This is a genomic window from Ahrensia marina (genome assembly GCF_001293565.1).
GTDB classification, from domain to species: domain Bacteria; phylum Pseudomonadota; class Alphaproteobacteria; order Rhizobiales; family Rhizobiaceae; genus Ahrensia; species Ahrensia marina.
This window is the reverse complement of the sequence record NZ_JXMU01000011.1, coordinates 103,256-119,384: the sequence shown is the minus strand read 5'-3', so window position 1 is coordinate 119,384 and position 16,129 is coordinate 103,256. Positions and strand designations below refer to the sequence as shown.

Genomic DNA, 16,129 nt, shown 5'->3' with positions numbered 1-16,129 from the left:
CTTGTGTGAGGAGAGAAAATGGCAGGCATTATCGCGCTTGTACTGCCGTTTTTTGGCCTGATAGCGCTGGGTTTTGGGGCAGCACGCATTACCAAGCAGCCGCTTGAAGCGCTTGGGTGGATGAACACCTTTATCATATATATTGCGCTGCCGGCACTCTTTTTCAAACTGTTGTCCCAAACGCCGATCGAAGAATTGACGCAGTGGCGTTATATTCTGGCGACAACATTTTCCACCTATATTGCTTTTTCGGTGATTTTTGCGCTCGGCATATGGCGCAGCAAAGGCAATGTGGCCGAAAGCGCCATCATGGGTTTTGCCGGAGCCTATGGCAATATCGGTTACATGGCACCGGGACTGGCGTTGCTTGCATTTGGCGAAGCGGCCGTTGTGCCGGTCGCATTGATCTTTTGTTTCGATAACACCCTGCATTTTGTTATGGCCCCATTGCTAATGGCACTGTCCGGCAATGGAGATCAGAACGTCTCCAAACTGCAGCTCGCGGGGCAGGTGGCAAAACGAATTCTATTGCACCCGTTTATTCTGGCAACAATTGTTGGCGTGTTGGCAGCGATATTTGAAGTGCAACCGCCCAAGGCGATAGGCACATTAATCGACTATCTGGCCAATGCTGCCGCACCTTGCGCATTATTCGCCATGGGCGTTTCATTGGCGCTGAGACCGTTAAAGCGTGTGCCGCAAGAAGCGGTATTCATAGCTCCGATGAAACTGATCATACAACCGGCAATTGCATATCTGCTTGTAACGGCAATTGGTGATTTTCCGCCAATTTGGGTCTATTGCGCAATGCTACTGGCAGCATTGCCAAGCGCAACCAATGTTTTCGTGATCGCGCAGCAATATAATGTCTGGGTGGAACGCGCTTCCGCAATGGTTCTTATCACCACTGTCTTGTCCGTTTTCACCGTCACAGCGCTGCTTTATCTGGCGAAAAACGACCTGATACCTTTGTAACTAGCTGGAACTGGTGGCCGCTTTTCGCTTATCGGTCAAACGGCTGAACAAGTTTGAGAAACTACTGCCCGGCTTAATTCCCTCCCGCATAAAGATGCTGCGAAGCGGCCCGCCATATTTCAACGCGCCCATCCCTAATGCGCGAGCCATATGAAGCGGAACAAAGCCGCTGAGCAATGATCGGTTGAGCAGATCGACAGCACCCGTGCGCAAATAGATGTCTGCGCGGCGTTTGCGGTCATAAGTGTTTGAAACAGTACTTGCGCCCGCATCTTCAGATGCTTTTGCCAAAGCCGCACCTAAATCTTCAACATCGCGGAAGCCAAGATTTAACCCTTGAGCGCCAATCGGCGGGAAAGCATGAGCGGCCTGACCAACGAGAACGCAGCGGTGCTTTGCAAACTGGTGCGCCAGCGAACCCGATAGTGGCCATGTCTGAATTTTCGTCGGGTTGCTGATCTTTCCAAGCATCGAGTGCATCTGCTTTTCAACCGCAAGACATAACGCATCTTCATCCACAGCAAGGAGTGCTTGAATTGCTTCAGGTTTGCGGACCCAGACCAGACTTGAACGTTTGCCGGGCAGGGGAACCTGCGTGAATGGACCTTCAACCGTATGAAATTCAGCCGAAACGAAATTATGGTTTCGGGCATGATCAAAAGCCATCACACATGCGGTTTGCGGGTAATCCCAGCGCCGCACATCAATATTGGCTGACTGGCGCACAATGGATTGCGCGCCGTCTGCACCGACAACAAGCTGCGCTGTAATCTGTTCGCCATTTGACAATGTCAATTCGGCATGATCAGCACCATATTTTACAGCGCTAAGCTGCACATCTATTTGGCGTATAGTCGGCGTGCCATCAATCGCCTTTTGCAAGGCGGCATTTAAAATCCGGTTCGGAATATTATAGCCAAATTCACTCTCGCTTATTTCCTCCGCCTGAAAATCGGTCGTCGGCGCATGAAGCAGGCGGCCGGTATCATCGACAATACGCAAGGTGCGCAGCGGCGCAGCATGCGCAGCACAGTCATCCCACACGCCCATAGTTTTGATCAGATTGATGCTTGGCACCATGAGCGCTGTTGTACGGGCATCGGTGTCTACATGTGATCCGCTCGGTGCAAGAAGTATGACGCTGCGTCCATAGCTGGCACATTCAAGCGCGGCAGCAAGCCCTGTAGGACCACCGCCGACAACAACGATATCTGCATCTGAACCGGACATAAATTCAACTTCCATCATTATTTGGCTATAACTCAAGATGGTGCACACCCGGCGCTATGTCCACCGGCATGATGCCGCACATGAGAACTCTTAATAGATAAAATCGAGCTTTGGATAAAACCAATTGAGTACATAAGCATATTGCACCCGCGAAAGACTTGGGTAAAGTGAAGCGGGGTTTAGGGAGTAAAAGTGTGGCCGCATCAGAAATTGCGCAAAGAAAACAACTCTTGGCAGTTGAAAGCCTGACAAAGGTTTTTGGCACACTAAAGGCGAATGACGGCGTTGATTTTGATATTGACGAAGGTGAAATTCACGCACTCTTAGGTGAAAACGGCGCCGGTAAATCGACACTCGTCAAAATGCTTTTCGGCACGCTGCAACCCGATGGCGGTCAAATCCTATGGCGCGGCAACCCTCAAATTATTACCAAGCCCTCTTTTGCCAGACAACTTGGTATCGGCATGGTTTTCCAACACTTTTCGTTGTTTGACTCACTTAGTGTTGCCGAAAATATTGCTTTATCGCTTGATGCAGCAACACCGCTTTCAAAAGTTTCAGCTGAAGCGGAACGTGTCGCGGACAAATATGGCCTTTCGATCAATGCGGAAGCAATGGTTGGCGATCTTTCGGTGGGTGAGCGCCAGCGCGTCGAAATTATCCGATGCCTTTTGCAGCAGCCTGATCTGATTATTCTGGATGAGCCGACATCGGTACTAACACCGCAGGAATCAGAACGGCTTTTCGAAACTTTGGAATTATTGCGCCGTGAGGGAAAATCCATCCTTTATATTTCGCACAAGCTTGATGAGGTGAAACGCCTTTGTGACCGCGCGACAGTTTTACGGCACGGAAAAGTGGTGGGGCATTGCATTCCTTCGGAAGAAACACCCTCAAGCCTTGCGGCAATGATGGTGGGCGAAAACATTCACACAATACGGAAAGTTGCCGATGAAGCGGCTGGTGCGCGTGAAACAGTCTTTTCGGTCAATAAGCTCTCCCAGCCGCCGACCGGTCCGTTTTCAACAGCATTGAAAGACATCACATTTGATGTTCCGGCAGGTGAGGTTTTTGGCATTGCCGGTGTTGCAGGCAATGGACAGTTTGAGCTTTTTGAAGCTCTGTCCGGCGAACGTCTGCAAAAAGATGCATCCATGATTTTGCTGCGCGGTGAAGCAATCGGCAACAAAACAATCAATGAGCGAAGAATGGCCGGTGCTGCTTTTTCGCCTGAAGAACGTTTCGGCCATGCCGCTGTAGCCACCTTGTCGCTGGCCGATAATGTTTTGTTGTCGCGTCATGCCAGCGACGCCAAAGCCTATTTGTCAGGCGGTCTTTTAAGAATTGCCAAACCAAGTGCTCTAAAATCAACTCTCGCGCGCATTGTTAAGACGATGGATGTCCGCAAATCCGGCGATAATCCGGATGCAGGCACATTGTCAGGCGGCAATTTGCAAAAGCTTATTCTCGGACGGGAGTTTGACCGGCAACCATCATTGTTGATTGTTGACCAGCCAACATGGGGCGTTGATGCAGGCGCTGCAGCTCGCATCCGGCAGTCGTTGATTGATTTGTCAAAGTCAGGTTCTGCAGTGGTGGTTATCAGCCAGGATCTGGACGAATTACTGGAGATGTGTGACCGTATTGCGGTGATGTCGGAAGGCGAAATGTCTGAGCCGCAGCAAGCGTCCACTGTGACGCGCGAAACATTGGGGCTTTTGATGGGCGGCGCAAATGCGGGGCAGGCAGCATGATCCGTATTGAACTTGAAAAGCGGGCTCAGCACTCGGCTATCTTCAGCCTCACATCACCCTTGATAGCGCTTGTTATCACAGCTGTGCTTGGCGCGATCATGTTCCTGATGCTTGGCAAATCGCCGACGGCAGCGCTTTACTCCTATTTCATAGAACCATTGACCGAAATGTGGTCAATCCATGAGCTGATGATTAAAGCAGCACCGCTGATTTTAATCGCCACAGGCCTATCTGTTTGTTTTTTATCCAATAATTGGAATATTGGCGCTGAAGGGCAGTTCATATTGGGCGGCATTTTCGGCTCTGCCTTGCCAATAATGTATCCGGAGTTCACCGGCCCGATGGTGCTTCCATTGATGCTCTTGATGGGCATAGTCGGCGGCGCTGCTTACGCAACAATACCGGCATTTCTAAAGGCACGTTTCAGCACCAATGAAATCCTGTCGAGCCTTATGCTCGTATATGTTGCCCAATTGTTTCTTGACTGGCTGGTGCGCGGTCCGTGGCGCAATCCGGAAGGCTATAATTTCCCGGAATCAAGAACATTTCATGCCGATGCGGTTTTACCGGAAATATGGTTTGCGTCCGGCCGTGCCCATTGGGGATTTGTCTTTGCCATTTTGATCGCAGTTTTAATGTGGTTTGTCTTGAACAAAACACTCAAAGGTTTTGAAGTTCGCGTCCTTGGTTTAAGCCCGCGGGCAGGGCGATTTGCCGGATTTTCAAGCAATAAAATGATTTTCACGGCCTTTATCATTGCAGGTGGCCTTGCCGGTTTGGCCGGCATCAGCGAGGTATCCGGCGCTATTGGCCAATTGCGGCCTGTTATCTCTCCCGGCTACGGTTTTACAGCAATCATTGTTGCCTTTTTAGGTAGGCTCAATCCGCTCGGCATTATCGCAGCAGGGCTTATTCTTGCTCTGTCCTATCTTGGCGGAGAAGCCGCGCAAATCTCGATTGGCGTATCGAACAAAGTATCTGCGGTATTCCAAGGGCTATTACTCTTTTCAGTTCTGGCTTGTGACACACTCATCCATTACAGCATCAAAGTTGTTAAAAGCGCTCGCGGAAAGGCGGCATTATGACCCCTGAAATCGCGACAGCCATTTTTCTAACAATCGCAACAGCGGCAACCCCGCTTTTGATCGCCGCGCTTGGTGAACTCGTTGTCGAACGCTCCGGCGTCCTCAATCTTGGGGTTGAGGGTATGATGGTCATGGGCGCGGTGACCGGCTTTGGCGCAGCGCAGATTACCGGCTCCGCCTATCTCGGCATCGTCGCTGCAATCATATGCGGCGCGCTTTTTTCTCTGCTGTTTGGCATCCTAACCTTGTCGCTGGCAACCAATCAGGTTGCAACAGGCCTGTCACTTACATTGCTGGGGCTTGGCGCATCAGGCATGATCGGTGAAAATTTTATCGGGCTGCCGGGCGTTAAACTAAAAGCCATAGAGATTCCGCTTCTGTCCGATATTCCAGTAATCGGTAAAGTGCTGTTTTCGCAGGATCTGATTTTCTATATTTCTATCCTGCTCACCATTGCCATTTGGTATTTCGTGTTCAGAACGCGGGCAGGGCTGACATTAAGGTCGGTTGGCGACAACCATACCTCTGCGCACGCGCTGGGTATCAACGTTTTAAAAGTACGCTATTTGGCGGTCATGTTTGGCGGCGCATGTGCCGGACTTGCCGGTGCGCATTTGTCACTCGTTTACACACCGCAATGGACAGAGAACATGACCGCGGGGCGCGGCTGGATTGCGCTGGCCCTCGTCGTGTTCGCCTCATGGCGCCCGCTCCGCATTGTTGCCGGGGCTTATTTGTTTGGCGCGGTCACGATTGCGCAGTTCCACGCGCAGGCGCAAGGTGTTGCAATTCCTTCACAATTGCTCTCATCCTTGCCATATATCGCAACAATTATCGTTCTGGTCTTGATTTCAACGAACAAGCGCATGACGATGAAAAACACTCCAGCATCGCTGGGCAAACCATTTGTGCCTGACAGGTAGGATATAAGCGGGGCAAGGCAAAAGCCGCCACCAGAAGGCATTGATAAACAAACGAAATAATACCACAGGGGTTTGAAATGAAAAAATTCACAAAAACAATTCTCGGCGCAGCAGCGTTTTCGCTGCTTGCAGGAAGCGCGATGGCCGCTGATGCCAAAGCCTGCTTTATCTATGTTGGACCAATCGGCGATTTCGGCTGGAGCTACCAGCACCATCAGGGACTTCTGGCTGTAGAGGAAGCATATGGCGATAAGGTTGAGACAGCGTATCTTGAAAGCGTGCCGGAAGGCGCGGATGCTGAACGCGCCATCGAACGTTTCGCCCGCTCAGGCTGTAACATCATTTTCACAACATCATTCGGTTATATGGACCCGACCAACAAAGTCGCCGCGAAATTTCCGGATGTGAAATTCGAGCACGCTACAGGCTATAAGCGTGAAAGCGAAAATGTTGCTACATATTCGTCAAAATTCTATCAGGGCCGTTATATTCAGGGTCAGATTGCTGCAAAAATGTCTGAAAAAGGCGTTGCCGGTTACATCGCTTCATTCCCGATTCCGGAAGTTGTTCGCGGCATCAACTCATTCATGCTCGGCGCACAATCTATAAACCCAGATTTCAAAGTCAAAGTGGTCTGGGCCAACACTTGGTTTGACCCGGGTAAAGAAGCCGATGCTGCAAAATCATTGATCGACCAAGGCGTTGATATTCTAACACAGCACACTGATTCCACAGCACCAATGCAGGTCGCAGAAGAGCGTGGCATCAAGGCTTTCGGTCAGGCGTCTGACATGATTGAATTCGGTAAAAAAACGCAGCTTACAGCGATCATTGATGACTGGGCACCATACTACGTAGAGCGTGTAGGCGCTGTACTCGATGGTACATGGGAATCACATGATGTCTGGCACGGCCTGGCGGAAGGCAATGTTGCAATGGCAGAATATTCAAACATGCCTGATGATGTTGCCGCTATGGCCAAAGAAACAGAAGAGAAGATCAAGTCCGGCGAACTTGAGCCGTTCACAGGTCCGATCAAGAAACAAGATGGTTCTGACTGGCTTGCCGAAGGCGAAAAAGCAGATAACGGCACAATGCTCGGCATGAACTTCTATGTTGAAGGCGTGGACGATAAACTTCCACAATAATCTACAGTTTAGAATACAGATCAGGCGTCGCGATTGCGGCGCCTTTTTTGTTTGCGCCAAATAAATTGCCTATGCGGCTTTACTGTATATGCCGTGGCGCAGGCGTCTTATAATCAAATAAAACATCATTACGGTGAATGCAGGCGCTAAAGAAAAACCTTGCGCCATAGACAGCAACACGAACACGGGCGAGAAATAGGCAAGCGCAAGCACGGACTTCTCATAGGGCAGAAGGCCTTTTTTCATGCCATGTGCGGCAATAAATGCGATTGTCGGCGCAAGCAAAAACATGTCGTAATTCAGCCCGAAGGGCGTCACAACTAACGCAGCAGTGAGCACCAATGCGTTCTTCAATTCGCCATCAAATCTGTTGTGTGGTAGCCATGCCCAAACTGTAATGGCTCCAACACCTGCCGCAATAGTCCAGTGTATTATTGCGGCGAGCTCGTAAGTCAGTCCTAAAACACGCAATCCGGCATACAATGAAATCATTTTCTGCCAGCTAACCAGCCCTTCACGCATTGTTTCGACCGCATAATCACTTTGGGCAAAAAACACGGCCCAGACATCAATGCCAAACATTGCCGCAGAAAGAACAATGAGAAAGAACATTGTAAATCCAGCCGTAAAAATGACGCGCCAATAGCCACCCGCCAGCAAAACAAGCGGAATAAGCAAACCCAGTTGCGGTTTGAAAGTCAGCAATCCAAAACATACACCCGCGATCAGCGGACGGCGGTCCAGCATTAATAAACCGCCGCCAAAAAGAGCAGCGGATAAAAAAGCGTTTTGACCATGCGACACAGTGAGAAATGTTGCCGGAAACGCAAGGGCGAGAAAGAAAACCACTTTTTTGCAACTGATAATTTGTATCAGCACCAAGTAAGCCAGCGCGAAAGTGGCAACCATCCACAGCGCCAACGCGGCGTAGTAAGGCAAGAGGCCAAGCGGCAGTAAATAGATCAAATAATGCGGTGGATAGAAAAACGCGTAATATTTGCTTTCAGGAAACAATGAAGACTGCACCGGCTCGAATAATAAACGTTCATAAGGCGTGTGCGCATTGCCTGAAACAGCCTCACGCGCGGCAGTCCAAAAACTGATGAAGTCCGAACCGAAAGGCGATCCATTCGGCAAGAAGCCGCCATTGGATATAAGAACATAGCTAAGTGAAGCCACAGTCAAAACGACAATGTTCACCGGATAAACAGAAAGGCGGGCCTTATTAATCCAATCGCCAGACTTAATGCTGCTCAGCATGTTCTGTTCCTGCCCGTTTCAACAATGACAAGAGCTTTAACAGCTAGACTTTTACGGGGCGTAAACAGTCGTTTACAACGTTGTGTGATGAAACAAAAAAAGCGTCCCGAGGGACGCTTTAATTTTGGTTCGCCATAAAATGGCAGAGGGGGTGTCACCGTCTGCCATAAACTTGCTGTCCATGTTGACCAAAAAGCGCCCTAAATCATCAAAATAGTTGCATTTTTTGCACACTTCGCCACACTGCGTCCATGCTGCAACGCCTCAATATGGGGTGTCGCATTAGGAACCAGATCGCAACGCGAGTTAGGCAGAGACTTTTTTGAGCAGGCATAAACTCACCGTAACGCAGCTGAACAGCGCGAGCCTTGAACCGGGCAAGTATGGCGACGGTGACGGCCTTTGGCTGCATGTCAAACCTTCGAGATCAAAGAATCCGGGTGCTCCTCATAATAAGAGCTGGGTATTTATATGGATCCGGAACGGCCGCCGGCATGAAATGGGCTTTGGCGCATTCGGCAATGTTGCAGGCAAGCTGTCGCTAAAAGAGGCGCGGGCACGCGCAGACGAGGCTCGCGATATTCTCAAGCACGGCGGCGACCCACGCAAGGAAATGGCATACCGCAAAGCGGCCGTGCCGCAACGTAGTTTTGGCGACTGTCTCATCGCAGTTCATGAAACACTGCTGCCAACATTCAAGAACCCGAAGCATGCTATCCAGTGGCGCACTAGCGTAGAGACGTATGCCAAGCCTTTGCTCAAGATGCCGATCGGCGAAGTCGACACAGACCATATCGTAAGCGTACTGAAACCAATATGGCGCGAAAAAGGAGAGACTGCGAACCGCGTGCGCGGCCGCATCGAAAAGACGCTAGACTATGCAACGGCCCTCAAGCTCCGTTTTGGAGACAATCCGGCACGTCTGAAGGGGCATCTCGATCATCTGCTGGGTAAGCGCACAGACAAAGTAGAGCATTTTGCGGCAATGCCTTACGCTGCAGTGCCAGCGCTTGTCGAACGCCTTCGCATCAACGATAGCATGGCAGCCAAAGCGCTTGAGCTTACAATCCTCTGCGCAACACGCACCAACGAAACAATCGGCGCTGAATGGTCAGATGTTGATTTTGAAAATGCGACGTGGACGATCCCAGCCATCAAAATGAAGGCGGAGCGAGAGCATGTGATCCCATTAACGGCGGATGCCGTTCAAGTTTTTCGTTTTATGGCGGACCGGCAACTGTCGAATTGGGTATTTCCAGGGCGAGACCCCCGAAAGCCCGTGAGCAATATGACGATGCTTAAATTGCTCAAGACCTTAGAACCAGATTTCACAGTCCACGGCTTTAGGTCGGCATTTAGAGATTGGGCAGGAAATGAAACCAGTCAGCCGCGCGACATTATAGAAATGAGCCTTGCACACGTTTTTGGCGACAAGACCGAATTGGCTTATCGACGAGACACAGCGCTCAATAAGCGGCGCAAACTAATGGAAGCGTGGGCGGCATATCTCAATCCTGCTGTCGACGGCGTGGTAAAGCTACATGGTTGAGTATTCTTACGATGCCAAAGTCATCGCCGAAGCAAGGCCACTATTTGCAGGTGATTTCAGCGATCATTTGGAAAACGTCTTGAATCACTTCGCACGACGATTTCTTTACAGTTGGATTGAAAATTCGCAATTTGGAAATGAGCGCAAATTTAGCACTTTTAAAAAGAAGCGAACAGATACCCTGAAAGCAGCTCAAACTGCTCTTGCTCAATTGAGTGCAAGGGGCGAAACAGAATACAGTACGGAAACGGCGGCACAGCTAAAAGACGCGATCAAGGTATCGACTTCGCAGCGATGGGTGAGTTGCAAACAAATGGAAGCCGAATTCATCGTTTCTATTTGGCAAATTCGGTTCAATTCTGCTTATGGCGCCCATCAAGACGGAGCCGTTTATCCCGCCGACACGAATAAAGATTATTTATGGACAGCGACATTGGTCGATCCCGTTTTCCTGAAATTGGACATTGCGATGCTTAGTGCTGATCGATTCAGCAGTGTGGCGCGGCGTTGGAAAGACGAATTCTTAAAGAACTCACCGCCGAGATAAACATGTCAAAATTGGTAGACGAAAACACGTTTCCACAATAGCACACCCAGCACTGGATTTTGCAAGTTGCCACCACGTTCAACAAAAACGGAGTGGCAAAATGGACCAGCCAAAACTCATCAGTATAAAAGATGTATGCGCGCGCACATCGCTAAGTCGAACCGCAATCAATCGCCATCGATCTGCGGGCGATTTTCCTAAAGCAGTAATTCTCGGTCAAAAGCGCGTTACATTCGTTGCATCGGAAATCGATGCTTGGATCAACGCGCGTATCGCGTCCCGCGACGGGGAGGCCGCGTAATGGCAACGTTCGATCACCCAGACCGCGCCCAGATACTTGATTATCTCCACCAGCGCCGAAAGCTGGCCGATCGAGACGAACGATCGATAATCAGCCTACTGAAAGAGAATTTTGGGCTCTCACCGCGGGAAAGCTGCGAAGCAATCGTCGCGGCGCGTGAAGCGCGCGCGGAGGCCGGGTATGAGTAAACGAGCCCAGAAGCACAGAGCAAATGAAAAGGGTTACGAACACTACACTAAGGTTCTGAGGCCAACCTGCGAGACACCGGCTTGGCGAGCTTTGAGTTCCAGCGCGCAGGCTCTTTATCCTTGGATAAAATTCCAGTGGCGCGGTACTGAGCACAATAATAACGGCAAAATTAAACTCAGCGTCCGCCAAGCTGCTGAAGCAATGGGAGTAGGGTCGACCGATACAACGGCCAAAGCCTTTCAGTGCCTTCAGGCCAAGGGGTTCATAGTCGTGAAAGAACCAGGAAGGCTTGGTATCGATGGCGAGGGAAAGTCGCCAGAGTATGAAATTACTGAACTGGCAATGCCTGGCAAAGACAACGCTGGTCGGCCGTTGCAGCCCCGAAAGCTGTACCTACACTGGTCGGAAAACAATGATTACAACATCGTCAAAGCAAATCCAAACAACCCGAATGGACGCAACGGTAAAAAAATATCCCATCCCGAAAACAAGGACGGTCCCATCCCTAAAACTGGGACGGAATTGGAATCCCTATCCCGAAAACTAGGATGGCCTGTCCAGAAAACAGGGACGAATGATGGGGGTGTGCGATGAAAACCGTCCTGATTTCTAGGTTATCTTTATCTATACCATACGATGGGGGTCTGCGATGACCGATCTCCCACTCTTCAACTGGCGACCAACTGCAAAGGTGATTCCGTTTCCAGGCGGCCGCCGCACAGGCAAGGCCCGCCAAGTCGCAAAGCTCTATCTAAGCAAGACGGCCAAACAACGTCGTAGCTACTGGTACAGAATTGCTGACGACTATGTAGCGGCTCAAACAAATGTTGGAATTAGTGAATTTGCAGCGCGTGCTTCTCTTGACGAGTTTCGTGAGGCTGTTGAGCGCGAGATTGCTTTGATCGAAGCGCGCGGGATGCTGCGCAAGTGACAGTACAGCCATCAATAGCAAACTTGCGCCTGATAAGAGATTCATTGCGCATGCATCCAAATGGTGATCGGCTCGCAAATCTCGCGGAATCAGCGCTGCTGGGTAACGTTGAACCGTTTGGTCGCGAAATTGGCTATCTTACTAAACGCGGCGAAAACTCGTTGGCACTTAGTGTCGCCTTGAATAATCGCAACGAACTTATCCGAGCGCTGCGCAAAGAAGTCTTCGGCAATCGCACAACAAACAAAGCAGCCGAAGAAATAAGCCAGCTCTTGGATCGATACCGCTCAACAGTATGGCCACGGACGCGAACCGATCAAACATGCCGACACACAAACCGTAAAGATGAACTCTGTTGGCTCGTACTCAAGGCACGCGACGCCGGGCTTACAACCCGTCAGATATTGAATGTTCTCTGAAATTAGATGGGCCTTTTAAGTTCAAAAGCTTCTGTGGATGCTGGCTGGACTAAGGAGCCTCAAATGTCAAAGTCCATCGTAACTACATTCGCTAGTGACGCACAAAGAATTAAAAACTCGAGCAAAATTTCGAAAGCTCTTGGCATTGAACTGCCAGCGAACGCTGAATTAATTCTTGAATCTTTGTTCGAAGCGCGCGAGGCAGCCCATGCAGTCGTAATGGTTGCAATGGATAAGCTCAAAGTGCTTGCAAAAGAACGCGACGCTCTTGTTCCCCAAATCGGACAGCTTGAAGATGATAATTACAATCAATTCCAGCTCGGGTCTAATGTCAAAAAAATCGCGGCAATTCGTCAAGAAATTGCGAATCTGGATGATGAAATCGCAGAACTTCAAAAGAAAGTTCACTCAAAAGAAGATCAGTTTCAAAAAATCGCAGCCCTTGCTGACCGGGCTTTAAACTGGCTGAAAAAGATCGATCGGGATGATTTCTTGCAGCCGTGCAATGTTGATTTGCCCAAGGGCAGCGACATCTCAAAACTAAGACAGCAGATCGCAGAGCTCACGGCAGATATGCATCAAGTTCAAAGCGCACCATATCCGGCTTCAATGGCTAAGCAAGCGTCCCGAGCAAAGATTGAACGCATGGCGGCGGCAGGCGCCCCAGATATGCTGCACTGCATTGATACAGGCGAGCCCTTCAAATTCAGCTTTCTTGGTGCGGCTGATGAGTTGAGCCTCGTGGGCGCGGACCTTAGGACATGCCAAATGGCCTGGCTTCATAAAGATGCGATGATCGCAAAGATCGAAGCCGAGATAAATGAGCTGGCTGACGATGAAAACGCACTGGATCCGGCCGAGCGTGAAGCGAAGCTGACAGCTCTCGCAGAAGAGCGACTTAAGCTCGAACGCGTCGAATGCGAATTGATTCAAAATAATCCAAATCAATTTGAACACCGACCGGAGGTTAGCATCGAAGCACTGCTGGGCGTGGAGATCATCCACGACGACGGCCGCAGCCCGGCAGACATAGCACTGGATGAATCAAATGCGCGCGAACTTACTCCAACGTCCTGACGCGCAGCGGGCAGGCGGCTGTTCTTGGAAGTCTCCAGCTGCCTGCCCACCCCCCGGCTGGGTCCCTTTTGAGCAAAAAGGAAGAGACGCGGGGGCGCTGCGGCCCGAATATCGCGTGTTTTTCAGATTTGGGTTTTTGCGAGTCCGGTCCCGATTTTCAGACCAGATACTGAGTAAAATAAGGATTTTGAATCAAAAAGTGCGACATAGCGAAAAATGAAAATGTCCGCGTCGCACCCAGATTCACATTTTCTTGAAGAGGACCATTAAATGGCAAGCTTGAGATCAGAATTAGTGCTCTCGATGCGGGACGGAGTTAGTGCTAAAGCGCGTGGGATTGGCCGTTCGTTGGGGTCGTTGCGCCGGCAATCATCAGGCTTTGCCCGATCGCAGGCCGCGACGGGCGCAATGGTTGGTAGTCAAATCAGGAATCTCGCGCTACTTGGTGCGGGATATATCGGCGTCGGTGTCGGCATTGGCGGTTCAATCCGCAATGCAATGAAGTTCGAAACCGCAATGGCTGACGTTGCTAAGAAATCGACACTCAGCGCACGTGAGCTGGGTGTGATGGAACGCCGGATTACAGAGCTGTCCAACTCGATGCCACTGGCACGTACCGAGATCGCAACGCTGGTTGCTCAAGCAGCTCAGTTCGGCATTGCCAACAAAGACCTCGAAGAGTTTGCATTGCTCGGTGCCAAGGCAGCGGTCGCCTTCGATATGATGCCAGAAGACACCGCAAACAGCTTGTCGCAGCTCAAGAACGCGTTCGGGCTTGATATGGCGCAGTTGCGCGGCCTTGCCGATACAATCAACTATACGGCCGACAGCGCGGGAACATCCGAACAAAAAGTCATTGATTTTCTCATCCGCACTGCGGCGACGGGCAAAACATTCGGCGTGACGGCCGATCAACTTGCTGCCTTTGGTGCGAGCTTGAACGAGATCGGTATTGAATCGTCTAAGGCCGGTACCGGCATGAATGCCATGATGACCAAAATGGGCACGATCTCTAAAAACAAGAAAGCACGTGAGGCGCTCGATAAGGTCGGCGGCAAGGGATACTCGCTCAAACTCCAAAAGAAATTCTACGACACGCCTGTCGAGGCCATGAAAGACCTGTTTAAGATGGCGAAAAAGATGGATGCGGAATCCCGCGCCGGTCTTTTCCTCGACATGTTTGGCCTTGAATATGGCGACGATGCGGCTGCAATTACGGAGAACATAGATACGATTGTTGGCCGTTTGGATAAGCTATCCGATGCCAAAAACGCGGCAGGTTCGGTCAACAAAACCTTTGAGTTGTTCGCCAATACCACAGAGCAAAAGCTCAAAGTTCTCGGCAACAATATATCCAATATCGGCGCAATGTTTGGCTCTAAATTGCTGCCGCCGATTGTCGCGTTTTCAGACAAAATTGTTAACACACTCGCCACATTGAGCGATCGTACGACACTGTTTGACAAGATCGGTGCCGGCATGGACGGCTTTGCTGCGGGCTTAGGCTTTGATGATGCGGCGGCTGGCGTTGACGCGCTCAATAGCGGTCTAAAATCACTCCATGACTTCGTGTTTGGCAAGGATGTGCCTGACACCGGCGATATCTGGATTTCGGAAATGTTCCGCCGTGAGAAGCAAACAAGCTTGTCTGCCATTGCGGCGGACTTTCAGACTTTCGGAGATACTCTGAAAAATTTTGGAGAGGCTGCTGGTGAGTTCACTGCAAAAGCAGAACGTTTTATTGGACTGAAACCAGGAAGTGTCGCCGAGTCGCTCGGACAGCTTGGCGGTTATGGACTTACGCTAACGGCTTCGGCTCTTGGTGTGTCAATCATGGCATCGGCTTTGATGAAACTGGGGCGAGGCTTAGCCTTCATCACCGGTGTATCTGCGGCGTTCAGTATCTTGAAGGGTGGCCTGAGAGTATTGCAGGCATTGGGTGGCGGTGCTGCCGTTGCAGGCGGCGGCGTTGCAACCGGCGGTGCGGGAAAAGGTGCTGCGCGCGGCGGTCCGTTTGCGGGGTTGGCAAAATATGGCTGGTTGCTGCGTTGGGCGGGTGCGGCTGGCGCTGGTGCATGGCTTGGATCGAAAGCCGGCGAAGGCGCCGATGCGCTGGGCGGTGTTATAGGCGGCAAGTATTACACGCCTGAAGATCAGGCAGCTGTTGATAATATGAAATCAGAGCTTGATGCGGTGTATGCCAAAATTCAGCAGATTCGAGAGACATCAAAACTGCCAGAACACGCCGAAAACCTTGTGCGTCCTTTGCAGCAAAAAGCCGCTCAATTAGAAGATCAAATCCGGTCTTTCAACGAACTGTCGGTTAGGCCGAATATCGACAGCTCGAGCCTTGATTCTTTTAATTTGAAATTATCCAAAGCTGCGCAGGGAATGCGTTCGTTGCCCGGTGTAACTGTTCGCGGCCCGCAGAGCGGGATTGCAGGCGCACGCGCGAGCGGCGGGCCAATTTACCGCGGCAGCACATACCTGACCGGTGAGCGCGGCCCTGAACTGATTACTGCTAATAAAAACGGTTATGTCCACAACGCTGCCAATACAGCGAAAATGGCCGGCGGTGGAGCTGTGGTCAATATGGGCGGTGTGACGATCGCCATCTACCAACAGCCCGGCGAAAGCGCTGAGGCGCTGGCAGAACGCATTAATCAAAAGCTTGGTGAGATGCAGGCTGATGCGCTGGCAGGCGGTCAATTCGACCAAGAATGGAGTGTTGCTTAAAAAAG

General features: G+C 50.7%; 15 protein-coding genes. 13 read left to right on the top strand and 2 right to left on the bottom strand.

Translation table 11 applies throughout. The annotated features are described in order from the left end of the window. Window positions 1-18 precede the first annotated feature (18 nt). Window positions 19-975 (top strand): AEC family transporter, encoded by a 957-nt coding sequence (locus tag SU32_RS09040; protein WP_053999025.1) that lies wholly within the window; start codon window positions 19-21, stop codon window positions 973-975. On the opposite strand, the gene SU32_RS09035 is transcribed toward SU32_RS09040, so the two are convergent. After that, on the bottom strand, window positions 976-2,205 hold the full coding sequence (locus SU32_RS09035) for a UbiH/UbiF family hydroxylase (protein ID WP_053999077.1): 1,230 nt from the start codon (window positions 2,203-2,205) through the stop codon (window positions 976-978). A 194-nt stretch (window positions 2,206-2,399) separates the two neighbouring features. Here SU32_RS09035 and SU32_RS09030 point away from each other — a divergent pair, with 194 nt between their 5' ends. The 4 genes from SU32_RS09030 (at window position 2,400) to SU32_RS09015 (ending at window position 7,115) form a co-directional block, all read left to right on the top strand. After that, window positions 2,400-3,959, top strand: a complete 1,560-nt coding sequence (locus SU32_RS09030) for an ABC transporter ATP-binding protein (protein ID WP_082376594.1) — start codon at window positions 2,400-2,402, stop codon at window positions 3,957-3,959. Continuing rightward, a complete protein-coding gene (locus SU32_RS09025) occupies window positions 3,956-5,044 on the top strand; it encodes an ABC transporter permease (RefSeq protein ID WP_053999024.1) in 1,089 nt (362 codons plus the stop codon). Before SU32_RS09030 ends, SU32_RS09025 begins: the two co-directional genes overlap by 4 nt. Then, window positions 5,041-5,967, top strand: coding sequence for an ABC transporter permease (locus tag SU32_RS09020; protein WP_053999023.1), 927 nt, complete (start codon window positions 5,041-5,043; stop codon window positions 5,965-5,967). The genes SU32_RS09025 and SU32_RS09020 overlap by 4 nt, the downstream gene beginning before the upstream one ends. Before the next feature lie 77 nt (window positions 5,968-6,044). Continuing rightward, complete coding sequence (locus SU32_RS09015; protein ID WP_053999022.1) at window positions 6,045-7,115, top strand: BMP family ABC transporter substrate-binding protein; 1,071 nt, start codon at window positions 6,045-6,047, stop codon at window positions 7,113-7,115. Window positions 7,116-7,184: 69 nt separating this feature from the next. Here the strand turns inward: SU32_RS09015 and SU32_RS09010 are convergent, their stop codons facing one another. Then, a complete protein-coding gene (locus SU32_RS09010; RefSeq protein WP_053999021.1) occupies window positions 7,185-8,375 on the bottom strand; it encodes a glycosyltransferase family 87 protein in 1,191 nt (396 codons plus the stop codon). Between the two features lie 322 nt (window positions 8,376-8,697). Between SU32_RS09010 and SU32_RS09005 the strand changes: the two genes are divergently transcribed. From SU32_RS09005 to SU32_RS08965, 8 genes are all read left to right on the top strand, one after another. Beyond that, on the top strand, window positions 8,698-9,924 hold the full coding sequence (locus SU32_RS09005) for a tyrosine-type recombinase/integrase (RefSeq protein WP_053999020.1): 1,227 nt from the start codon (window positions 8,698-8,700) through the stop codon (window positions 9,922-9,924). After that, a complete protein-coding gene (locus SU32_RS09000) occupies window positions 9,917-10,471 on the top strand; it encodes a hypothetical protein (RefSeq protein WP_053999019.1) in 555 nt (184 codons plus the stop codon). Before SU32_RS09005 ends, SU32_RS09000 begins: the two co-directional genes overlap by 8 nt. A gap of 100 nt (window positions 10,472-10,571) precedes the next feature. Beyond that, the gene (locus SU32_RS08995) at window positions 10,572-10,772 is read left to right on the top strand and encodes a helix-turn-helix transcriptional regulator (protein ID WP_053999018.1); all 201 of its coding nucleotides are present in this window, start codon (window positions 10,572-10,574) and stop codon (window positions 10,770-10,772) included. Continuing rightward, a complete protein-coding gene (locus tag SU32_RS08990) occupies window positions 10,772-10,960 on the top strand; it encodes a hypothetical protein (protein ID WP_053999017.1) in 189 nt (62 codons plus the stop codon). Before SU32_RS08995 ends, SU32_RS08990 begins: the two co-directional genes overlap by 1 nt. Further along, window positions 10,953-11,555, top strand: a complete 603-nt coding sequence (locus tag SU32_RS08985; RefSeq protein ID WP_201454906.1) for a hypothetical protein — start codon at window positions 10,953-10,955, stop codon at window positions 11,553-11,555. The genes SU32_RS08990 and SU32_RS08985 overlap by 8 nt, the downstream gene beginning before the upstream one ends. Before the next feature lie 55 nt (window positions 11,556-11,610). Then, window positions 11,611-11,892, top strand: a complete 282-nt coding sequence (locus SU32_RS08980; RefSeq protein WP_053999016.1) for a DUF6074 family protein — start codon at window positions 11,611-11,613, stop codon at window positions 11,890-11,892. Between the two features lie 482 nt (window positions 11,893-12,374). Beyond that, on the top strand, window positions 12,375-13,388 hold the full coding sequence (locus tag SU32_RS08970; protein ID WP_144421086.1) for a hypothetical protein: 1,014 nt from the start codon (window positions 12,375-12,377) through the stop codon (window positions 13,386-13,388). A gap of 303 nt (window positions 13,389-13,691) precedes the next feature. Then, entirely contained in the window at window positions 13,692-16,124 is a 2,433-nt protein-coding gene (locus tag SU32_RS08965) for a phage tail tape measure protein (protein ID WP_053999013.1), read from the top strand. The last annotated feature ends 5 nt before the right edge of the window (window positions 16,125-16,129 follow it).